The following is a 22,557-nucleotide window of genomic DNA, read 5'->3' on the forward strand; positions in this document are numbered from 1 at the left end:
GGGATTACAGGGTCTCCTGCGCCCCCAGGGTGAGGACGCAGGCCTCTCCGGCGACGAGGTCGAGCGGCTGCGCGCCGGAGGAAGTCCTGACTTCGATGCGGTGGGTGCGGGTGGGCCGCAGGACGGCGGTGGCGTCGTCCGGGCTCCAGGTGAGGTCGAGCTCGGCGCCGAACCGGGTGCGGATTCCCCGGAGTTCGCCCGCCGGGAGGCCGGCCGGCAGCGCGGGAAGCAGGACCAGCCGGTCGGGCGTCGACTGCACGAGCATCTCGATGAGCACCGCCGGGAGGGCATGGGCGGCGGCCGCGTTGTAGACGTTCCGGTGGGGGTAGTGGGCGCTCATCAGGGAGGCGTGGAAGAAGTCGCCGTCCAGGACACTCGCGAGCGCCCCCGCGACCCGCTCGCTGTCCCGCAGCCGGGCCGCGATCAGGGCGTGGTGCAGATGGCCGTGCGCCGAGTCGTTCTCGGCACCGCGCAACTCCAGCGCCCGGTGGGCGGCGGCCGCCAGGCCGGGGGTGTCGTACGGGTCGATCTCGTCGAGCGGCCAGACGCCGTAGAGGTGGCTGAGGTGACGGTGGTCGTAGGTGTCCTCCAGGCCGGGCCGGGCCCATTCGGCGAGGGCTCCGTCGGCGTTGACGCGGTGCGGCGGGAGGCGGTCGGCGAGAGCGCGCCAACGCGTGGCCTGTCCGGGGTGGTACTCGGCCGCCGTGAGGAGGGCGTGCCGGGCCGCGGAGAGGTCCATGGCGGCGTTGACCGAGCCCCAGCTCGTGCCTGCGGGGCGGTTCTCGGGCGAGTAGGACGGGACGACGACCAGATGGCCGTCGGCGTCAGTTCGGGTCAGGAAGTCCTCGTAGAACCGGGCGACTTCGGCGAGGACGGCGGCGGTACGGGGATCGCGTTCGCCGCGGGTCTCGTCGTGGTCGACGAGGGGCTTGAGCAGCCAGTCGGCGCCGGCGGTCCACAGATGGAGGGGGTATTCGCGGCTGTAGTGGTACGTGAAACCGGACTCGCCGTCGGTGTGCGTGGGCGCTACGACGCCTCGGGCGCCGTAGATCGCGCGGGCGTTCTCCCGCCAGTCGGGAAGCTGACGCTGGATCAGGGATGCCAGGGCTTCCGTCACTTCGGGGAGCGCGGCTGAGGCGGCGGACGCGGTCTGGAGGTTGAGGTTGGCGTTGGTGGTGAAGGCGCCGGACCAGGCCGTGTTCCAGTCGCCGGTCCACAGGCCGGTGAGACGGGGCGGGTTCAGGCCGCTGGAGGAGAGCAGGTGGTAGCGGCCGGCTGCGAAGAGGCGTTCGAGGAGGGCCGGGCTCTGCGGGCGTTCGAGCAGCTCGGAGCCGGGGAGGGCGCGGTCGGCCGGGTCGGCGGCCAGGTCGAGGGTGACGCGGGTGTAGGCGGTGCGGTGGAGGCGCACGTGGCGGTCGAGGAGATCGTCGTACGGCTGCTCGGTGAGGAGCTCACGCAGAGCCCGGGTCTCTTCCACCACGTCCAGCTCGCCGGTGTGCCGGCGCACCCGGGTGAGGAGCAGCACGGACTCGGCTCCCTCCACGAGCACCCCGGGCGGGACCAGGGTCGCCGTGCCGCCCGTGACGGCGACCAGGGTCACTCCGGTGTACGCGCGGTCGCTGCCCGGGTAGCCCGCGCGCAGAGTCAGTGCGGCGCCCTCGGGGGTGAGGAGGGAGCCGTGGCTGAGGGCCAGTGCGGCCGGTGCGCCCGGGAGTTGGTGGTCCTGGTGGATGTCGAGCGTGAGTCCCGGGCCCGCGATCTGCTGGACGATCACGTCGTCGGCGCGGGAGACGAAGACACGGCTGGTCCAGTCGTAGCTGCGGGCGGTGACCTCGCCGGTGGTGAAGTCGACATGCCGCCGGTAGTCGTGCGCGTCCCCGGCCGGTCTGCGCAGCCGTAGCTGGAAGGCGGGATGGAAGGGCTGCACCCACTGCAGCGGCCGTCCGTCCGTGAAGCCCTCCGCCGCGGTGAGGTCACCAGCGAGCAGACGGTCCTGGAGGGCGGGGAGGTCGGCGGCCAGGTGCGGAGGTCGGGCGTGTTCGCCGCCGTTGGGGCGTACGAGGGTGTGGTGGGTGACGATGACACGGTCGTCGTTCGGATCTCCGAACGCGAGGACGCCGTGGTGGCCGTTGCCACTCAGGAAGGCGTCCTCCCAGCGGGCGGCCGGGTGCGGTTCCCAGGTGCCGTGGACGGGGCCGGACCGTGTCATGGCTTCAGCACCGCCACTCCGTAGCGGTCCAGGCGGACCTCGCCGGTGACCGACGTGTCGGTGAGCAGGTCGTGCAGGGTGCCCGGGACGGGGACGGTGACCGGCTCACGCCCGTGGTTGAGCACGAAGAGCAGCTCACCGCGGCGTACCGCCTCGACCCCGGCGGGGAGGCCCTCGACGACCGGGCGGGCGCCGGCCTCGGCGGCGGCGCGGGTGAGCAGGCCCTTCAGGGCGTCCGGCTCCGGAAGCGTGGAGACGTACCAGGCGCTGCCCCTGCGCAGGACGGCGGGCAGCCCGTCGAGTTCGCCGCCCTTGTAGGGGATCGTCTCGTCGGCGTCCGTCGCCGCTTCGATCTCCTCCGACCAGAGCATGCCGCGGAAGCCGTCGCACTCGACGGTCTCCCCCGCGTCCAGCGGCCACCACTCGTGCAGGGTGCGGATGCCGAACAGCTCGCGCAGCCGGCCGTCCATACCGCCCGGCCGCACCCGGTCGTCCTCGTCGGCGACACCGGTCAGGAAGCCGCAGACGAGGGTGCCGCCCCCGCGGACGTACGTCAGGAGGTTCTCGATCGCCGGGTCGGTGAGGAGATAGAGCTGCGGGACGACGACGAGGCGGTAGCCGGACAGGTCGTGCTCGGGATGGGCGAAGTCGGTGGTGAGGTGCGCCTCCCAGAGGGCGCGGTGCCAGGCGCCCAGGACGGCCGGGTGGTCGACCTCGGTCGAGAGGCGGCCCTCCTGGGCGCCGGCCCACCAGGAGTGCCAGTCGTGCAGGATCGCGACATCGGCTTCCAGATGACTCCCCGTCACCTCGGCACCGATCTTCGCGAGCTCGGCGCCGAGCTGCTTGACCTCCTGGAAGGTACGGCCCTGCTCCCCCGCGTGACTGACCATCCCGGAGTGGAACTTCTCCGCGCCCTGCCGGGACTGCCGCCACTGGAAGTAGCAGACGGCGTCCGCACCGCGCGCAACCGCCTGGAGGGACCAGAGCCGGTTGAGGCCACGCGGCTTGGGGTGGTTCACACCACGCCAGTTGACAGGACCGGCCGCCTGCTCCATCAGCATCCAGGGGCCGCGCGCCTGGGAGCGGGTCATGTCCTGGACCAGCGCGCCCTGTTGTGCGCCGAGCGGGTCCCGCGGGTCCGGGTAGAGGTCGACGGAGACGACGTCCTCCTCCTCGGCCCAGCGCCAGGCGTCCTGGCCGATCCACAGCGGCATGAAATTGCTGGTGACCGGGATGTGCGGGGAGTGCCGGCGGACGATGTCCCGCTCGGCGACGTAGCACTCCAGGAGCATGTCGGAGGTGAAGCGCCGGAAGTCGAGCACCTGGGTGGGGTTCTTCAGATAGTGCGCGTGACGCGGGGGCAGGATGCCGGACCAGGTGTCGTAGCCCTGGCTCCAGAAGGCGGTGCCCCAGGCGGTGTTGAGGGCGTCGAGGGTGCCGTATCTGTCCTGGAGCCAGCGGCGGAAGCGTTCGGCGGCCTCGTCGCCGTAGTCGGAGGTGCAGTACTCGTTGTTGATGTGCCACATCGTGAGGGCGGGGTGGGCGCCGTAGCGGGCGGCGAGGTCCTCGGTGATGGCGGCGGCGTGGCGGCGGTAGGTGGCGCTGGAGTGGGAGAAGTGCTGGCGGCCGCCCCAGTGCTCGACGCGGCCGTCGGCGTCGCGGGGCAGGGTGTCCGGGTGGAGCCTGCCAAGCCAGGGGGGTGGTGAGGCGGTGGGGGTGGCGAGGACGACGCCGATGTCCGCATCGTGCATCAGGTCCATCAGGCGGTCGAGCCAGGCGAAGTCGCGCTGTCCGGGGGCGGGTTCGAGCTTCGCCCAGGAGAAGACGCCGAGGGTGACGGAGTTGACGCCGGCGTCCTTCATCAGGCGGACGTCCTCGAGCCAGCTCTCCTCGGGCCACTGCTCGGGGTTGTAGTCGCCGCCGAAGAGGATGCGGCCGCGGGTGGCGTCGGTGAGCGCGGGGCCTTTCCGGGTCGGCATCAGAGGGGCTCCCCGTACTGGATTCCGCGCCCGTTGGTGGCGAGGTAGACGCGACCGTGGATGCGCGGGTCGCCGGTGATGGCTTCGCCGGTCCAGCCCCACTGGTGGGCGTCGTCGTTGATCCGCACCCAGGTCTTCGCCTCGTCGTCGGAGCGGTAGACGGCCGTGATGGCCTCGGTGGAGCCCATCTGGTAGATCGCGGGGTAGTCGGCGCCGTCGGCGGCCTTGCCGAAGCCGACGGTGTACGAGGCCCAGCAGCTGTCGACCTTGGTGAAGGTGACGCCCCCGTCGGTGGAGCGATGCAGGCCGTTCCATTTGGCGGAGAGCCACAGGTCGCCACTACGGCCGGGCGCGACAGCGATCTTGAACTGGCTGTCCCCGGACGGCAGTCCCGTTGCACGGGGGGTGAAGGAACGGCCACTGTCAGTGCTGGCGTATAGCGTTCCAGTGTCGGTGTCGTACGCGTAGAAGAGCGTCGGGTCGGCCGGGTCGGCGACCGGCGTGGCGCCCTTCGGGAAGGAGGAGACCTCGGACCAGGTCGCGCCGTTGTCGGCGGATCGGTGGGCTGCGTACTTCGTGCCGTCCCAGTGCACGAAGGACCACAGCAGCACGCTGCCGTCGGCGTTGGTGGCGATCGGCCCCGGTGCGCTCTTGGCGATGTCGGGCTGGGCCTTGAAGGGCGCCCAGGTCCGGCCCCCGTCGTTCGAGTAGGCACCGTTGCCGTGATCGCCCCACCCGGTGCGCACGACGTACGCCGGCCTGCCCGCGGCCTGCGCGAGTCCCGTCGCCGACCCGAACACGGGGTTCGTCGCCATGCCGCGGGAGGGGGACGCCGTGAGCCGCTCGTGGTACATCACCCCGATGTCCCCGGAGCCGCTGATCAGATGCGCCTCTCCGACCGGGGGCGAGATCAGCTGGCGCACGGACGTCTCCTCCAGACCGCGGATCTGCGGGGCCCAGTGCCTCAGGTCATGGGTGCCGTAGAGGGTGGCGCCGGTGCCGTAGACGATGTGGAGCGAGTCGTACGGGTCGACGGCGAGCGCCTGGATCCACCAGCCGAACTTCGGCTCGTCAGCACCCCACTTGAGGTAAGGAGTCTCGGATACGTCGAACACAGCGGAGTCCTTGAGGGACGTCCAGGTGCGACCGCCGTCCGTGGAACGGTAGAGCGTGTCGACGGCGGCCCAGCGGTTGTTGGTCGACACGACGACGGTCCCGGGGCGACGGGCGTCGACGGCGACGCCGCCGTAGCCGAAGGCGTCCGTGCCGCCGTCGGGGGCGGTGCCACCCGGCTTCACCGGCGTGACGTCGGTCCACGTGCCGGTCACGGTGGCCAGCTTGTGCACACTGCCGTCGGACTGGCCGTTGGGGCCGGGGGCGTTGGCGTACGTCACGTACAGCGCGCGGGTGTGGCGGTCGTAGGCGGCATGGATCGGGACCTTGGCGTGCGTGCCGGTGGGCTGTCCGGGAACGGGGTGCCAGGTGGTGCCGTCGGTGGTCCGGTAGAGGTGGGGCGAGGTCCCGTCCCCGTCACCCCAGCCGGCGTAGACGGCCCGCTCGGCCGCGACGAGCAGAGTGACGCCCTGGCCGGTGGCGCTGGGGATGGCCGGGAAGGAGCTCAAGGCTGCTGAGGCGGCGCCTCGTTCAGGACGGCTTCGCTCAATCGTGTGACAGTCAGCCATCTGCCTTGGGGCGCCAAGCAAGGCTCGGGATACCGTGACCGTGCGATCTGGGACGCCGGGTGCGGTGTCAGCGTGCGGGGCCCCTGCTCCACCAGCGAGATGGTTCAGGGCCTCCCCGTCGCCTCTGGCCGCGTCCACATGGCCAGGTCGTGAGGGACTCTGCCCACCCGGCTCGGACCACGGACGCGATCCGTGTCGCCGCCCGGGATGCGAAAGCGGACGACCAGTGCGCCCAAGACCGTTCGGGGCGTGCCAGTGAGTGGGCTTCCTGCTCACCGCCAAGGAACGGTGGAACAGCACGCCGGTTCCGTTGCCGACGATGACGGCGTTACGCCAGCGGCAGATCAGCGTGCCATAGGCGCATGTGTCCGGGGCCGTCGTGGCTTCGGCCCCGGACACATGCGCGCAGTCCTCGATGACCCAGACGGTAGTGAGCGCGGCGACCGCGGTACCGGCAAGGACCGTTCGCCCGCTGGGGCGGGACGTGCACATGACATACCTCGTTCTGCAGATTGGGGGAGGGGAGAGACCTTAGGGGCGCGGGGAACTGCGCGATCAACCACGAACAACCCGCAGCCAGAACACAACCGCAGCTCCCCGAACCCCACCCGCTCGGGCTTCAGCCCTTGACCGCTCCGGTGAGCATGCCTTTCTTGAAGTGCTTCTGGACGAAGGGTGACAGCACAGCCACTGGCAGCAGAGCCATCACCATGACCGCCATCTGAATGGCCAGCCCCGACAGTTGACCTGTCCTGATGGCCTGGCTCAGACCGACCGGCGCTTCCTGCCGCTGGACGAGCTGGATCATGACGTTCTGCAACGGCATCATGTCCTGGTCGTTCAGGTAGAGCGACGCGTTGAACCAGGCGCTCCAGTACCCGACGGCGTAGAACAGCGTGATCACCGCGAGAACCGCTCGTGACAGCGGCATGACGATCCGCCAGAGGATCCGGAAGTCCCCGGCTCCGTCGATGCGCGCGCTGTCGATGAGTTCCTGCGAGATCCCCATGAAGAAGCCGCGCAGCACCAGGATGTTGAAGACGCTGATCGCGCTCGGCAGGATCAGCGCGAGATAGCTGTCCGTCAGACTGAGGGACTGCACCAGCAGGTAGGTGGGGATGAGGCCGGCGCTGAAGAACATGGTCGCCAGCAGCGTCATCAGGATCCAGCGGTGGCCGAGGGACCCGCTACGGGACAGGCCGTAGGCGCACAGGACGGACACCGCCATCGAGAACAGCGTGCCGACCAGGGTGACCAGGATGCTGATGATCGCGGCGCGGGTGACCTGGCCGCCGCTGAGCAGCTCCTGGTAGGCGATGAAGGTGATGCCCTTGGGCACCATGACCAGGCCGCCCGCCTCATCGATCGTCTTGCGCGACGAGAGACTGGTGACGACGACGATCCACAGCGGAAAGAGAACCGCGAGGCAGGCGAACGTCAGGACAAGCCCCTTGCCCGCGAGCCCGGCCTTGGAAGGCGGCTCCTCCCACGCCGGCCGAGGCGGCGCCGCCCACCAGCGGGGCTTGCTGACCGGCTTGTCGATGACGGCGGTCACTTCTTGTACACCCCCTGCTCGCCCATGAGATGGGCCACTTTGTTCGCGGCGAGGACCAGGCCGATGCTGACCACGCCCTTGATCAGGCCGGCGGCGGCCGCGTAGCCGAAGTCCTGGTTGCGCACGCCGTTCCACCACACGAAGGTGTCGAGGACCTCTCCCGCGTCCGGTCCGACGCCGTCGCGTTGCAGCAGGATCTGTTCGAACCCGACGGTCAGGGCGTCGCCGACGCGCAGCACGAGGAGGAGGGCGATCACCGGGCGCAGGGCGGGAAGCGTGACGTGCCACATGCGGCGCCAGCGTCCGGCGCCGTCCATCGCGGCGGCCTCGTAGTGGTCCTGAGGAACCGAGGCCAGCGCGGCGAGGAAGACGATGATCCCCCACCCGGCGTCCTTCCACACGCTCTGGGCGGTGAGCAGGAAGGGGAAGGTGTCCGGGTTGGTCATGATGTTGATGCCGTCGTACCCGTTCTGCCTGAGCAGCTGGGAGAGCATCCCCGCGCCGCCGAACATCTGCTGGAAGACGGCGATGACCAGCACCCACGAGAAGAAGTGCGGCAGGTAGAGAACCGCCTGCGCGAGGGCCCGCACCCGGGGCCGGACCACGCTGTTGATGAGCAGCGCGAGCAGGATCGGGATCGGGAAGAACAGCACGAGCTGGACGAAGAACAGCACCAGCGTGTTCTCGACGGCGTTCCAGAAGGCCGAGTCCTCGAAGATCCGCTGGAAGTTCTCCAGGCCCACGAAGGGGCTGTTCAGGATGGAGACGATGCCGTTGTCGCTGATGTAGGGGTCGTAGTCCTGGAAGGCGACGACGTTGCCGAGGATGGGCAGGTAGTTGAAGACCAGGACCAGCACGATGGCCGGCAGCGTCATGAGGATCAGGACGCGGTCGCGTCTGAACCTGTGCCGGAGGCTCAGCTTGCCCGAACCTCGTTCCTTCTGGGCCCCGGTGGCGTCAGCGGACGCCACCGGGGTCTTCACCGGCGTACTGGCCTCGGCACTGCTCCGAGGCACCGTGCTGTGGGACACGGCCGTTCTCCTTGCCTCAGAGCCTGGTCAGTTCGCCGCCGAGCCGTTCTCGTCGAGGAGCTTCTTGTACCAGTCGCGCAGCTTGTCGCCGCCCTTGCTCTTCCAGTCGGAGACGGCCTGCTGCATGTCGCTGATCTTCTTGTGGCCGCGGATGATGTCGTCCTCGAGCTGCTCGAAGTCGTTGACGAGGTTGGTGTAGCGGGAGGGCTCGGTGATCTGCAGGCCCCAGAAGGACGACTTCTTGGTGAAGGCGCCCATCCGCTGCTCCCACTCGACCATGGCCTTGGTGTAGTCCGGGAGGTCGGGGTGGGCGGTGGTCGCGGCGGGACTCGCGACCATCACATAGGCGTTGACGACCTCGTTGTTGCCCTTGTCGTTCTTGACGGGGACGCCGTCCTTGATCGTGTAGTGCGTGCCCTCGACGCCGTAGTTGGTCATCATCCACTCCTTGGTGCCGTACGGCGCCGCGGTGACGTTGGCGACCGCCAGCACGTCGCGGATGACGGACTCGGAGGCCTTCTTGTTGACGAAGGCGAAGATGCCGGCCGGATTCTGGGCGTACAGCGTCGGGTCACCACCGTCGTGGCCCCAGATGTCCATGCCCCAGACCTTGACGTCGGGGTTCTGGGTGGCCAGGGAGGCCTGCTGCGCGTACCAGTTGACGATGTTGTTGTTCCAGATCAGGAACTCGCCGGCGGCGAACTTGGGGGCCGGGTCGGCGATCTGGCTCTTGCCCAGCTTGAAGTTGGGGTGGACGACTCCGGCGGCGAACAGCTTGCGCGTCCACTCGATGGCTTCCAGGTACTCCGGGGTCTCGATGCGGTTGATCAGCTTGCCGTCGACCATGTTCCACCAGAGCGGCTTCTCACCGCCCCCGAGCACGCCGAAGTTGCCGAACGCGGTCCACTTCATGTCACCGCAGGCCCACCGCTTGGCTCTGGCGTTGGTGATCTCCTTGCACAGGGCCATGAACTCGTCGGCGGAGCGCGGGATTTCGTAGCCCTCCTTGTCGAAGATGTCCTGCCGGTAGAGGGGCACGATGTTCGGGACCGACGAGGCAGGCATCGGCAGGCCCATCAGCTTGCCGCCGAAGATGGAGCGCTGCCAGGCGTCGCTGGGGATCGCCGCGAGGTTGGGGTACTCCTTGACCTTGTCCCCGGACAGGTACGGGCCGAGGTCGGCGAACTTGCCGATGATGGCGCTGGGTATCTTGCCCATCATGTTCCAGCCGGGGACGACCACCACGTCCGGCACGTCGCTGGAGGCGAGGACCGCGCCGAGTTTCTGGTCGTAGATGTTGCCGTCCTGGTTCCGCCACTGGACGTCGACGCCGATCAGGTCGTTCATCGACGTGTAGTAGGGGTTGTTCCCCTTCGGCGGCGAGCCCCAGAACGGCGACATGATGGTGACCTTGCCGCCCTTGCCGAGCTTCTTCGGGACCGAGGTCTTGAGGGTGGCGACGTCCAGCTTGGCGGTGAAGCCCATCGACGAACCGTTCTTCGACGGGATGTCCGGCGCCACCACGTTGCTGGCCACGTACGCCGGCAGCAGCTTCTTGGCGTCCTTGCCCGACGTGGTTCCCTCACGCGACCCGCCGCCCGAACCGCCACAGGCGGCCAGCAGCGGCATTCCCCCGCCCACCGCGACGGCGGCGACCGCCGTGGAGGCGAGGAAGTTTCTCCGGCTCGGCGCGGAGGAGGCGGAAGCGGCGTTCGGCGTCATTGCGTCAACCCTTCGTGGCGCACCAGGACACCCGGCGGTGGCCGTCGGCTGCGGTGTCTCGAGTGGAACTGGCTGAGCTGAAGCGGTGCCCCGACGAATGCCGAGGAATGCGCCCTCCCGGCGGCAGGGACCTCGTCGTCGAAGCGCTTCGATGTTGCTGCGAGGTTAAGTGAACACCCGGGGGTGCACAAGGGTCCGCTCCCAACATTCCTCCGAGGTTTGGGGTATCGAACCGACCTCATATGCGCCATGCAATGTCGACGGGGAGCCGGAGTTGTTGCCCCGAGGTGTCTTGACACCCACCCGTACGCCGAATGAGCATCGAAGCGCTTCGAAAGCGCCTCGCCGCTCCATCGCAAGGGGAACCCCACGTGACCGCACAAACGCCGCCTACGCCGCCTTTCCGCGATCCGCACCTGCCGTTCGCGAAGCGCATCGACGATCTGCTGTCGCGGCTCACCCTCGACGAAAAGGTCTCCTTCCTGCACCAGTTCGCGCCCGCCGTCGAACGGCTCGGCATCGCAGCCTTCCGCACCGGGCAGGAGGCGCTGCACGGAGTTGCCTGGATGGGCCCGGCGACGGTGTTCCCACAGGCGGTGGGCCTGGGCGCGACCTGGAATCCGGACCTCGTACGCCGGGTCGGCGACGCGGTGTCCAAGGAGGTGCGCGCGATGCGTGCCCGGGACGAGCGGGTCGGCCTCAACGTCTGGTCGCCGACGGTGAATCTGCTGCGCCACCCGCTGTGGGGCCGTAACGAGGAAGGCTACTCCGAGGACCCCAAGCTGACCTCGGCGATCGCCACCGCCTACACCCTCGGCCTGCGCGGCGACCACCCCACGTACTGGCGCACCGCGCCCGTCCTCAAACACTGGCTCGCGCACAACAACGAGACGGACCGGGCCACTTCGTCGTCGTCCGTCCGCCCGCGCGTGCTGCACGAGTACGACCTGCGTGCCTTCCGTGAGACCGTCGAGGCGGGCGCGGTGGCCGGGGTGATGCCGGCGTACAACCTGGTCAACGGCCGCCCGAACCACGTCTCGCCCTATCTGCGCGAGCACCTGCGCACCTGGACCGACGAGGACCTGCTGGTCTGCTCGGACGCGGGCGCGCCCTCCAACCTGGTCGACTTCGAGCACTACTACGACACGCACGAGGAGGCGACCGCTGCCGCGCTGCTCGCCGGCGTGGACAGCTTCACCGACCACGGCACGGACAGCACGAAGATCGTCGCGCGCGTCCAAGGCGCCCTGGCTCAGGGACTGTTGACCGAGGCCGACATCGATTCTGCCGTCCGCCGCCAGCTCTCGGTCCGCTTCCGGCTCGGCGAGTTCGACGGATACGACGAAACCGGCGCCTTCGACACCCCGGAGCACCGCGCGCTCGCCCAGGAGGCCGCCGAGCAGGCGATCGTCCTGCTTCGGAACGACGGTCTGCTCCCGCTCGCCCCCGACACCCGCATCGCGGTCGTCGGTCTGCTCGCCGACGAGTGCAAGCTCGACTGGTACAGCGGCACCCTCCTGCACCGGTCCACACCTCTGGAGGGCCTGTACGAGCGGTTCGGCGCCGAGCGGGTGCAGTTCGCGGAGGGCGTGGACCGGGTGCTGCTCAGAACGGGCGACGGCACCTTCCTCCACGTGCCGCCCGCCGAGGACACCGACGACCAGGTCCGCGGCGCCGAGGGGGCGCTCGACCCGGCGCTGCTCGCCGGCCGCACCGACCTTCCGCCGCTGACCACCGACGCCACCGGCACGGAGTTCGCTCTCGTCGACTGGGGCGAGGACATCCTCACCCTGCGCGCACCGGACGGCCGCTATCTCTCCGTCGCGGAGGACGGCTACCTGCGCGCCTCCGCCGACCAGCCCGGCGGCTGGATCGTCCAGGAGACATTCCGCCTGGAACCCCACGAGAACGGTCACCTCCTCAGGCACCTGGGCACGGGCCACCCCGTCTCTGTCGCCGCCGACGGCGTGAAGGTTGCCGAGGAGAACCCGGAGATCTTCGAACTGGTCGTCGTCGAGCGCGGCGAGGACGCGGTGGCGCGGGTCGCCGCGGCGGCGGACGTGGTCGTGGTCGTCGCGGGCAACGACCCGCACCTCAACGGCCGTGAGACGGAGGACCGCACGACGCTACGACTGCCCGCCCACCAGGAACGCCTGCTGCGCGCCGCCCGCACGGCCAACCCGCGCACGGTGCTGACGCTGGTCTCCGCATACCCGTACGCGATCGCCCCGGGCCATCTCCCTGCGGTGCTGTGGACCGCGCACGGCGGCCAGGCCGCGGGCACCGCCCTCGCCCGCGTCCTGGCCGGCGACGTCTCCCCCGCCGGACGCCTGCCGCAGACCTGGTACGCCGACGACGCCGACCTGCCCGACCTCCTCGACTACGACGTGATCGGCGGCCGGCAGACGTACCTCTACTTCGAGGGCACACCGCTGTTCCCCTTCGGGCACGGCCTGTCGTACGCGTCCTTCTCGTACGCGGACGTCCAGGCCAGCATCGAGGGCGACACCGCCCACATCTCGTTCACCGTCACCAACACCGGTGACGTGACCGCCGACGAGGTCGCCCAGCTGTACGCGCGTGCCGCCGACCCGTCGGTGGTCCGGCCGCGCCGCGAACTGCTCGGGCACCGGAGGGTGAGGCTCGCTCCCGGTGCGACGGCGGCGCTGACCTTCGAACTGCCGCTGACCGCCTTCGAGTTCTGGGACGTCGCCCACGGCCGGTGGCGCCTGGAGCCCGGCCCGTACGACATCCTGGTCGGCGCCTCCAGCGAGGACATCCGCCTTCACACGACCGTGACGCTCACCGGCGAGCCCGCCGCACCACGCTCGGTCACCGAACTCGGCCTGGACGCAGCCGACTTCGACGAGCAGAGCGGCACCGCGATCGTCGACCGGACGAAGACATCCGGCGACGCGGTGACGCCGGCGGCGGGCGGGACCGGCGAACTGATCTACCGCGCCTGCGACTTCGGGGCCGGCGTGACGGAGGTATCCGTGCAGGTGGCGGGCGAGGGCACGATCGAGCTGTCCCTGGACGGCGGACCGACCCTGGCCACGCTGCAGACGCCCCCCTCGGGGCCGTATGACTACACCACCGTGGACGCCGGCATCGTCGCCGAGGGCGTACACGACGTCCACCTCAGACTGCGCGGCCCACTACGGCTCGCGCACGTCGGCTTCTCCGGTTGAGGGTCCGGACCAGGCCGACACAGAGAAGGGGCCCGGCACCGGAAGGCATCGGTGCCGGGCCCCTTCGGGACGGCGGGCTCGCGTCGTCCCGTCCCACTGTATATGAAAATGGTTCCCATTAGCCAGGGGCTACGCCGGGACAAGGACGGTGAGCCACTCCGCTTCGCGCGGCCGGTACCCGTACCGTTCCCACAGCCCCGACACGATCGCCGGGACGTGGCCGGCCCCGTAGACGATGGCCACCCGGATCGGCTCGTCGCCACGCTCCGCGTGGATCTCGCCGAGCGCGTCGAGCAACCGCTGGTCGCGTCTACCGGTCATCGCGCGCTCCACAGGATCGTCGGCCATCATCTCCGCCCGCAGCGTCGACGGCAGATCCTCGACCACCAGGTCCTCATCGAGGAAGGCGCGCGGACCGCGCAACGCGAACACCAGGCCCAGCACCGGAGCTGCGACCATGAGCAGCACGTACGTCCACCGCGGCAGTGTCCTCAGGTCCGCGATCGCTTCCGCCGCGGTCACATCCGGATTGACAACCGGCACGTCCCCGGGAAGCAGCAGTTCCTCACTCTGCTCCTGCAGGCCGTTGCGCCGCCGACGTGGGGTGAACCGGTAAGCGAGCGTGAGGGTGCTCACTCCGACCGACTTCCCTCGGATTCCCTCGAGGACTATGAGGTCGCATTCCCTGAGCCTGATACGGACCTGGGAGTAGAACGTCGGCGAAGCCACATGCAGCATCGGGAAGATCACGAACTCAAGTGGCGTCCCTGTCCGCCTCATGGTGATCACAGCAGATCGGACGGCATAACCGGTCACCTCGATGATCTGCATGATTCCCCCGCCGACCTCGCCCGGGTGCGCTCCCACCCGTATCAGGACACGAGCCCGCCCAGGGCCGCGGTTCCCTACCGGCGCAAGCCGTGCGACTGGGCACCGGGGTGTCGAGTACAAGATCCACCACATGCGCGGCAGAACCCTCGTCGAGGACGCCTCCCGCGTCCGGACCGGGACCGCACTCCGCGCCACGATGGGGCGAGAAGGGCTGACGCCAGGCGCTGTGACTCTGCTGCTTCACGCCCGGCCCCCACTTCACCGACTGCGCCGCAAAGCAGTAGCTGCACAGAAGAAAAGGGGCTGCCAGTAACTGCCAGGGCCGGGTAGGGTGCCGGACGTGCGTTGATCTTCTGGGCGGTGGCGCCATGGCCGCCGCAGACGGAGCGGCCCCCTCCTGTCGGTGTGACGGCGAGGGCGGCAAGGCATGCTCACCCGTCAAACCAACTGGAGATCACCACGTGCAGCCGCTGACCTATGAGGCGTTTGTCGCCCGAGCCGTCGCCGATCCGGACGTCGTCGGGCTTGTTCTCAAGGGCTCCCAGGCCCACGACGGCATGGCCACCAAGCAGTCCGATCACGATGTCTACGTCATCCTCGCCAACGACGCGAACACCGACCTCACCGGTCTCGATGGTCATCGTTCCGCCGAGCTGGATCTCATGGTCGTGACGGTGAACAGCTTCCGTCGGCTTGGTGGTTGGGAGCGGTATGCCCTCGCTCGGGGCCGCGTCCTGTTCGACAGGCTTGACGGTGAGATCGCAAAGATCATCGCCGCCAAGGGGCGACTCGACGTCGGTGAGGCATCGCGAGCGGCAGCCGGTTGGCTGGATGCCTATGCCAACTCCCTCTATCGGTCGGTGAAGAACGCCCGCGACGGCCACCTGCTCGCCGCACGCCTCGATGCGGCCGACAGCATCGGCTTCCTGCTGGAGCTGTTGTTCGCCCTCGATCGTCGTCCGCGCCCCTACAACAAGTACCTGGAGTGGGAACTGGAAAGGTTCCCTCTGCCGGAATGGAACACGGGCGTGTTGCTGGCCACGATCGGACAGATTGCGGGCACGGGTGACGTGGACGTGCAGCGACGGCTTTTCGCTCAGGTTGAGGTGGTGGCTCGAGACGCCGGCCATGGGTCCACGTTGGACGCCTGGGGCGAGGATCTGCGGTTGATGCGCCCCCGCCCGGGCCATCCCGCCGACGGCACCTGACGGTTTCCGCGCATCGGAATGGGCGGGTACGACAACGGCCGGAGCCCCCGCACAGCAGGCTCCGGCCGTCGGACTGTGGATGTCGTCAGAGTGCCAGACCGGTGAGGACCAGCACCCGCTCGTACGTGTAGTCGTCCATCGCGAACTTCACGCCCTCGCGGCCCACGCCGGACTGCTTGGCGCCGCCGTACGGCATCTGGTCGGCGCGGTAGGAGGGGACGTCGCCGATGATCACGCCGCCGACCTCGAGGGCGCGGTGGGCGCGGAAGGCGGCCTGGAGGTCGTGGGTGAACACGCCTGCCTGGAGGCCGTACTTGGAGTCGTTGGCGGCGGCGAACGCCTCGGTCTCGCCGTCCACCTTCTGCACGGTGAGGACGGGTCCGAAGACCTCCTCGCAGGCGATCGTGACGTCGGCCGGTACGTCGGTGAGGACGGTCGGCGCGTAGGAGGCGCCGTCGCGCTTGCCGCCGGTGAGCAGCTTCGCGCTGGCCTGGACCGCCTCGTCGACCCAGGACTCCACGCGCTTCGCGGCGTCCTCGCTGACCAGCGGGCCGACGTCCGTCGTGTCGTCGGAGGGGTCGCCGGTGACCTGGGCCTCGACCGCTGCGACGATGCGCGGCAGCAGGCGGTCGTACACGGACGCGTCGGCGATCACGCGCTGCACCGAGATGCAGGACTGGCCGCCCTGGTAGTTGGAGAACGTGGCGATGCGGTTCGCCGCCCAGTCGAGGTCCTCGTCGGTGGCGTAGTCGGCGAGGACGACGGCGGCGCCGTTGCCGCCCAGTTCCAGGGTGCAGTGCTTGCGCGGCACCGAGTCCATGATCGCGTAGCCGACCTTCTCGGAACCGGTGAAGGAGATGACCGGGAGGCGCTCGTCCCGGACCAGGGCGGGCATGGCCTCGTTCGGGACCGGGAGGATGCTCCAGGAGCCGGCCGGGAGGTCGGTCTCGGCGAGCAGCTCGCCGATGATCAGGCCGGAGAGCGGCGTGGCGGGCGCCGGCTTCAGGATGATCGGCGCGCCGGCGGCGATGGCCGGGGCGACCTTGTGGGCGCACAGGTTGAGCGGGAAGTTGAACGGCGCGATGCCGAGGACGACGCCCTTCGGGAAGCGCCGGGTGAGGGCCAGCCGGCCCTGGCCGCCGGCGTCGGTGTCGAGGCGCTGTGCCTCGCCGCCGTTGAAGCGGCGGGCCTCCTCGGCCGCGAACCGGAAGACCGACACGGCGCGGCCGACCTCGCCGCGGGCCCACTTGATCGGCTTGCCGTTCTCGGCGGAGATCAGCCGGGCGATCTCCTCGGTGCGCTCGACCAGGCGCTTGCTGACGTGGTCCAGGGCGGCGGCGCGGACGTGGGCGGGGGTGGCGGCGAAGGAGTCCCGTACGGCGTACGCGGCGGCCACGGCCTCCTCGACCTGGCCCGCGGTCGGCACGCTGACCTTGCCGACGATGCGGCCGTCCCACGGGGAGGTGACGTCGAAGCTGTCCTCGCCGGTGGCCTGACGGCCGGCGAGCCAGAAGGCGTGGGTGGAGGTCATGATGTGGCCCGTGCCCTTCCGCGTTGGTGGTGCTCTTGTATGTCGTCGTCCACGGTAGGGCGGCGGGGGCGCGGGGGCGCTTGTCCGATTCGTAGCAGTGGCGGACGTGGGTACGCCGGTTTGGCCCGGTCGGGGGTTCCGGGGACTACGCGGACTCGGACGACGTCGCCTTCAGCGCCAGCCACAGCTCCATCCGTACGTCCGGATCGTCCAGGGATCGGCCGAGGATCTCCTCCACGCGCCGCATCCGGTAGCGCAGGGTGTGCCGGTGGACGCCCAGGTCGGCGGCGGCCGCGTCCCACTGGCCGTGCCGGGAGAGCCAGGCCCGCAGGGAGGCGACCAGATCGCCGCGGCCGGTGGCGTCGTGCTCGTGCAGGGCACGGAGCAGACCGTCGGCGAAAGCGCGCACCGCGTCGTCGGCGAGGAGCGGCAGAACCGAGCCCGCCGCGAGCTGCTCGTGCTCGACGAGGACCCGGCCCCGGCGCCGGGCGACCGACAGGGCCTGCTCGGCCTGTTTGTACGCGGCGGCCGCGGCGATCGGTCCGGCCGGCGCCGACAGGCCGACGACCAGGTCGTCCTCCTCCCCCACCGCCTGTTCCTGCCCCGCCCGCGCCGCTTCCCGCCCCGTCGCGTACTCCCCGCAGGCCGCGACCGCCGCGCCCCCGTCCGCGGCCAGCACCACCAGCCGCTCCCTCTCGCTTTCGGGAACGACCAGCACCGCCTCCCCCGACCGGGCCGCAGCCGCCTCCACGGCCTCGGCGATCCCGGCGAGGCCCGCCTGCCCGGACGGGCACTCGGCCACAACGATCCGGAAGGGGGCGTCGAGGAGGCCGCCGTACAGGTCACCGGCGACGCCGCGGGCGTGGTCCGGCTGCCCGGCGAGCAGCATGCGCAGCACGGCCGCGCCGATCCGCTGCTCGGCGGCCTGCAGGGAACGGGAGCGCTCGGTGGTCAGGGTGAGCAGGGCGATGGCCGAGTGGAGGGCGTAGCGCTCGGCGGTGCCGAGGGCGGCGGCCGTACCGACGGCGAGGGCGGCGCGCGGGCGGCGGCCGGTGCCGATCGAGTGCAGCTCGACGCGGTCCTCGTGGTCGGGGCCGCCGACCACGGCACTCGCCGGCGCGGGGCGCTCGCGCAGTCGTTCCACGTCGGCGGTGAGGCGGGCGGCCCGGCGGGTGGCCCACTCCGGCGCGGCGGCGACGACGGCACCCGAGGCGTCGAACAGCGCCGCCCACCCGTCGACCTGGGCGGCGAGCCCGGCGAGCAGCCCCTCCGGACCGTCGGTGAGCGCCTGCCGGGTGAGCTCCCGCTGGGCCGCGAAGCCCGCGGTGACCGCGCGGTACTGGTCGGCGGCGATGGCGGCCGACACCGCCTTGGTGATGGCGAGGAAGGGTGTGCGACGGGGGACTTCGAGGAGCGGCAGCCCCTCCTCCTCCGCCGCGTCGACGAGCGCCTTGGGCGTCTCGTCGTAATTGACCCCGACGGCGAAGCCCAGCCCGACGACCCCCGCTCCGACCAGCCGCTTCACATAGCGGCGCATCGCCTCCGGGTCCTCCGCGTCCAGCTTCAGCGCGGTGATCAGCAGCAGTTCCCCGCCCTCCATGTACGGGACGGGGTCGGCGAGCTCGCTGGAGTGCGCCCAGCGGACGGGCACGTCGAGGCGGTCCTCGCCCGCCCGCACGGTGAGTTTGAGCGCGGAGTGGTGGACGAGGGAGGCGAGCGTCGGGGGCATGAGGCCTTCAGGTCGGTCTGCGGTTGTGTTCGGGAGATCGGCTGATCGTTGTGATCTTTTGGCCGCCACGTATGAACGGCCTGTGTCGATTCTGCCTCACCGTACGGTGCCGCTGCCCGTGAAAACCTCAGTCGCGCAGATCCACCAGCAGCGGCGGCGCGTGCTCCCCCTTCACGTTCGTCAGCGACAGCACCGCATGCCCCGGCGGCACCCCGTGCGCGAGCTCGGACGCCGACCACCGCTCCCGCTCGACCTGGCGGACGGTGACCGCGCGCGCGGTCGGCGCCTTCCCGGTGATGACCCGGCGCAGCATGTGCACGGCCTTGCCCGCCGGCGTCTCGGCGATGATCTGCCGGTCGGTGACGTCCCGCGTCTCCGTCCACTCCTTGCCCCACACCTCGGCGAAGTCCTGCCCGTCCCAGGGGGTGAGGCCGGACAGCGCCACCCGGCATCCGGTGGCACCGAGCAGAGGGCCGCGCAGCGGGCGCGGTACGTCGTCGAGGGTGCGCAGGGTCAGTACGGCGCCCGCGCCCGCCGACCGCAGCCGCTGGATGCCCCGTACGGCCTCCGGCGTGACCACGCCCGTCGCGTCGTCCAGGATCAGGCAGGCGAACAGCGACCGGTCCTCCCGTGCGGGCACGCTCGCCGTGAACTGCGCCAGCACCAGCCGCGCCAGCATCCGCGAGGCGTCCGCATGGCCCCGCTCGGGCAGGTCGATGCGCACCCGCACCGGGTGGTCAAGGGCCTTCAGCGAGAACGGCCGCGACTGCCCGGACGTGTCGAAGAAACCCGCGAAGGCGGGCCGGTCGAGCAGCGCCACCCGGTCGGCCAGCACCCCGCCCACATCGCCCGGGTGGCCCATCTGCCGCTCCCGCGCATCGAGTTCCCGCAGCAGCGACTCCTGCCCGGCGTCCTGGAGGGCGGTACGCAGTGCGGCGAGCGGTCCGGGCGCGCCGTCGAGCAGCTGCCGCAGCTCGGGTACGGAGGGGAAGCGGTCGTGGACCGCGCGGAACGGCCCCAGGAGCTGCGCCAGGACCGTCGTGGAGCGGCGGCTGTCGCTGCCCGGGTGCGGGTCGGCGAGGTCCCCGACCAGCGCCTCGGCCAGCACGGCCGCGGCCTCGTCGGGGTCGGTGGTGCCGCCGTACAGGTCGAGGTCGTACACGGACTCCGGGTTCCCGATCCGTACGACGACGTCGTACGCCTCGGCCGGACCGAGCCCCGCGCCCGCCGCACCGACCACGACGACGGCGGCCCGGCCGGCGAGCGCCTGCAGGCACAACGACTCAACGAGCGGGCGCACGACGGTGCCGGTCTTGCCGGAGCCGGCCGGGCCGACGGCGAGAAGTGAGGTGCCGAGCAGGTCGGGGCCGAGGGCGAGGCCGGTGCCGCGATAGGCGTACGGGTTGCGCGCGTCGTCGGCGGTCGTACCAAGCCGGACCTGGCCGGTGAGCAGGTCGTGGCGGGCGAGCCGGGTCGGCAGGTCGCGTTCGCCGGAGGGGTGCAGGCAGGCGGCGGCGCCGTCCTTGAGGACCGCGCCGGTGAAGGTGGCGAGGCTGTGCCGGCCACTGCGTACACCCTGCCAGGCGCGGGCGATCCGGGCGTGGTCGACGTCCCGCATCAGCCCCGTGCGGGCGTCGGCGGCGAGCCGGTCGGCGGCGTCGACGGCACCGGCGGCGCGCAGCGCGGGCCACTCGGCGGGGTCCTGTTCGGGGGCGGGCGGCCGCTGACTCGCCGGGTCGGGGGTACGGCGCCAGGCGGGCGGGCCGTAGCGCCGCCAGATCTCGCTCCACCGGCCGAGCCGGCCCACGCCGATCATGATGATCAGCGCGATGATCACGTAGTAGGCGTAGACGGCCACGACGGCGCCGAAGCTGTGCGGCTGCGCCCAGGAGTCGGGGATCATCGCGTACAGGGGCAGCAGCCACCAGCCGCCGAGGTAGCCGTTCCACAGCAGCGACCAGATCAGCCACCCGACCAGAAACGCGATCAACGCCCCGGTCAACAGCTGCCGAGCCGGAATCTGCTCGGGCTCCTCCTCCGGCCGGGGTTGATGCCCGAACCGCCAGACTCCGGGCGCCGCCTCCGGCCGCGCGGTGCGCAGCCACGCGAGGAAGGCCGACCCGTCCGGCTGCGCCGGCGCACCCGGCGCACGTGTCGGCCGCGGCGGTACCGCGGGCGGATCCGGCGACATCGCCGGCCGGGGCACCGGGTTCGCATGCGTGCCCCGCGTGTCCCGCGTCCCGTCGCTGTCCATCGCTCCTGCCCCCTGACCAGCCGCTCCGTCCACCATCAGCGAGTCAATCTAACGCCCTCCCAAGGGGAGTTCACCGCTTACGCGGCCGGGCCTGCGGTGATGTGTTCGCGCCGCGCTATGTCCACCACGGACAACCCGTTCCGGCGACAACGCCCACATGGAGCATGCCCAGGTCCGATCCGCGGCTCTAGCCTGCGAAGAAAGAAGGCAAGCGTCCGAAAATCCCCACCCGGAACTTCTGGTTCACCCGGAATGCCCGGTACGCAAGATCATCAGGGAGCCCTCATGACCGCAATCCCGCAGGAGCGCCGCGTCGTCACCGCCATCCCCGGCCCGAAGTCGCAGGAACTGCAGGCCCGCCGTACCGCCGCGGTCGCCCAGGGCGTGGGCTCCGTGCTGCCGGTGTTCACCGCGCGGGCGGGCGGCGGCATCATCGAGGACGTCGACGGCAACCGGCTGATCGACTTCGGTTCCGGCATCGCCGTGACCTCCGTGGGCGCGTCCGCCGAGGCCGTCGTACGCCGGGCGAGTGCGCAGCTGGCCGACTTCACCCACACCTGTTTCATGGTCACGCCGTACGAGGGGTACGTCGAGGTCGCCGAGGCCCTCGCCGAGCTGACGCCCGGTGACCACGCCAAGAAGTCCGCCCTGTTCAACTCCGGCGCCGAGGCCGTCGAGAACGCCGTCAAGATCGCGCGCGCCTACACCAAGCGCCAGGCCGTCGTCGTCTTCGACCACGGCTACCACGGCCGTACGAACCTCACCATGGCGCTGACCGCGAAGAACATGCCGTACAAGCACGGCTTCGGCCCGTTCGCGCCCGAGGTCTACCGGGTGCCGGTGGCGTACGGCTACCGCTGGCCGACCGGCCCGGAGAACGCCGGCCCGGAGGCCGCCGCGCAGGCCATCGACCAGATGTCCAAGCAGGTCGGCGCGGACAACATTGCCGCGATCATCATCGAGCCGGTGCTCGGCGAGGGCGGCTTCATCGAGCCGGCCAAGGGCTTCCTCCCCGCGATCCGCCAGTTCGCCGCCGACAACGGCATCGTCTTCGTCGCCGACGAGATCCAGTCCGGCTTCTGCCGCACCGGTCAGTGGTTCGCCTGCGAGGACGAGGGCATCGTCCCGGACCTGATCACCACCGCCAAGGGCATCGCGGGCGGTCTGCCGCTGGCCGCCGTCACCGGTCGCGCCGAGATCATGGACGCCGCGCACGCGGGCGGCCTGGGCGGTACGTACGGCGGCAACCCGGTCGCCTGCGCCGGTGCGCTCGGCTCGATCGAGACGATGAAGGAGCTCGACCTCAACGCCAGGGCGAAGAACATCGAGGCGGTCATGAAGGCCCGCCTCACCGCCATGGCCGAGAAGTTCGACATCATCGGCGACATCCGCGGCCGCGGCGCGATGATCGCCATCGAGCTGGTCAAGGACCGTACGACCAAGGAGCCCAACCCGGAGGCCACCGCGGCTCTCGCCAAGGCCTGCCACGCCGAGGGCCTGCTGGTCCTGACCTGTGGCACCTACGGCAACGTGCTGCGCTTCCTGCCGCCGCTGGTGATCGGCGAGGACCTGCTGAACGAGGGCCTCGACATCATCGAGCAGGCCTTCACCCGCATCTGAGTCCTCCGCCCCGGC

The 22,557-nt window shown here is 70.6% G+C and carries 13 protein-coding genes; 3 read left to right on the forward strand and 10 right to left on the reverse strand.

Annotation, left to right across the window (positions count from 1 at the left end):
- Positions 1–4: 4 nt before the first annotated feature.
- The 6 genes from ACFVJQ_RS20215 to ACFVJQ_RS20240 form a co-directional block, all read right to left on the reverse strand.
- On the reverse strand, positions 5–2,209 hold the full coding sequence (locus ACFVJQ_RS20215) for a glycoside hydrolase N-terminal domain-containing protein (protein ID WP_385785570.1): 2,205 nt from the start codon (positions 2,207–2,209) through the stop codon (positions 5–7).
- Complete coding sequence (locus ACFVJQ_RS20220) at positions 2,206–4,188, reverse strand: beta-galactosidase (RefSeq protein ID WP_385785573.1); 1,983 nt, start codon at positions 4,186–4,188, stop codon at positions 2,206–2,208. The genes ACFVJQ_RS20215 and ACFVJQ_RS20220 overlap by 4 nt, the downstream gene beginning before the upstream one ends.
- Positions 4,188–5,870: a 1,4-beta-glucanase gene (locus ACFVJQ_RS20225; RefSeq protein ID WP_385785576.1), complete on the reverse strand. Its 1,683-nt coding sequence runs from the start codon at positions 5,868–5,870 to the stop codon at positions 4,188–4,190. The genes ACFVJQ_RS20220 and ACFVJQ_RS20225 overlap by 1 nt, the downstream gene beginning before the upstream one ends.
- A gap of 619 nt (positions 5,871–6,489) precedes the next feature.
- Positions 6,490–7,425, reverse strand: a complete 936-nt coding sequence (locus ACFVJQ_RS20230; protein ID WP_385785579.1) for a carbohydrate ABC transporter permease — start codon at positions 7,423–7,425, stop codon at positions 6,490–6,492.
- Entirely contained in the window at positions 7,422–8,456 is a 1,035-nt protein-coding gene (locus tag ACFVJQ_RS20235) for an ABC transporter permease (RefSeq protein ID WP_385785582.1), read from the reverse strand. Before ACFVJQ_RS20235 ends, ACFVJQ_RS20230 begins: the two co-directional genes overlap by 4 nt.
- A 27-nt stretch (positions 8,457–8,483) precedes the next feature.
- Positions 8,484–10,178, reverse strand: a complete 1,695-nt coding sequence (locus ACFVJQ_RS20240; protein ID WP_385785585.1) for an extracellular solute-binding protein — start codon at positions 10,176–10,178, stop codon at positions 8,484–8,486.
- Positions 10,179–10,549: 371 nt separating this feature from the next.
- Between ACFVJQ_RS20240 and ACFVJQ_RS20245 the strand changes: the two genes are divergently transcribed.
- Positions 10,550–13,369 (forward strand): glycoside hydrolase family 3 C-terminal domain-containing protein, encoded by a 2,820-nt coding sequence (locus ACFVJQ_RS20245; protein WP_385785588.1) that lies wholly within the window; start codon positions 10,550–10,552, stop codon positions 13,367–13,369.
- A 129-nt stretch (positions 13,370–13,498) separates the two neighbouring features.
- Here ACFVJQ_RS20245 and ACFVJQ_RS20250 read toward each other — a convergent pair whose 3' ends face one another.
- Positions 13,499–14,236 (reverse strand): hypothetical protein, encoded by a 738-nt coding sequence (locus tag ACFVJQ_RS20250; protein WP_385785591.1) that lies wholly within the window; start codon positions 14,234–14,236, stop codon positions 13,499–13,501.
- A gap of 425 nt (positions 14,237–14,661) precedes the next feature.
- Here ACFVJQ_RS20250 and ACFVJQ_RS20255 point away from each other — a divergent pair, with 425 nt between their 5' ends.
- Positions 14,662–15,408, forward strand: coding sequence for a hypothetical protein (locus ACFVJQ_RS20255; protein ID WP_385512860.1), 747 nt, complete (start codon positions 14,662–14,664; stop codon positions 15,406–15,408).
- A gap of 85 nt (positions 15,409–15,493) precedes the next feature.
- Here the strand turns inward: ACFVJQ_RS20255 and ACFVJQ_RS20260 are convergent, their stop codons facing one another.
- The 3 genes from ACFVJQ_RS20260 to ACFVJQ_RS20270 form a co-directional block, all read right to left on the reverse strand.
- Positions 15,494–16,939, reverse strand: coding sequence for an aldehyde dehydrogenase family protein (locus tag ACFVJQ_RS20260; protein WP_385785594.1), 1,446 nt, complete (start codon positions 16,937–16,939; stop codon positions 15,494–15,496).
- Between the two features lie 145 nt (positions 16,940–17,084).
- A complete protein-coding gene (locus ACFVJQ_RS20265; protein ID WP_385512862.1) occupies positions 17,085–18,668 on the reverse strand; it encodes a PucR family transcriptional regulator in 1,584 nt (527 codons plus the stop codon).
- A gap of 127 nt (positions 18,669–18,795) precedes the next feature.
- Positions 18,796–20,922 carry an ATP-binding protein gene (locus tag ACFVJQ_RS20270; RefSeq protein ID WP_385785597.1) on the reverse strand — a complete coding sequence of 709 codons (2,127 nt, stop codon included), beginning with the start codon at positions 20,920–20,922 and terminating at the stop codon, positions 18,796–18,798.
- A 285-nt stretch (positions 20,923–21,207) separates the two neighbouring features.
- Here ACFVJQ_RS20270 and gabT point away from each other — a divergent pair, with 285 nt between their 5' ends.
- Positions 21,208–22,542, forward strand: coding sequence for a 4-aminobutyrate--2-oxoglutarate transaminase (gabT, locus tag ACFVJQ_RS20275; RefSeq protein ID WP_385512864.1), 1,335 nt, complete (start codon positions 21,208–21,210; stop codon positions 22,540–22,542).
- Positions 22,543–22,557: the final 15 nt, after the last annotated feature.

This window comes from Streptomyces sp. NPDC127197 (assembly GCF_042672405.1).
Lineage (GTDB): Bacteria > Actinomycetota > Actinomycetes > Streptomycetales > Streptomycetaceae > Streptomyces > Streptomyces flavusporus.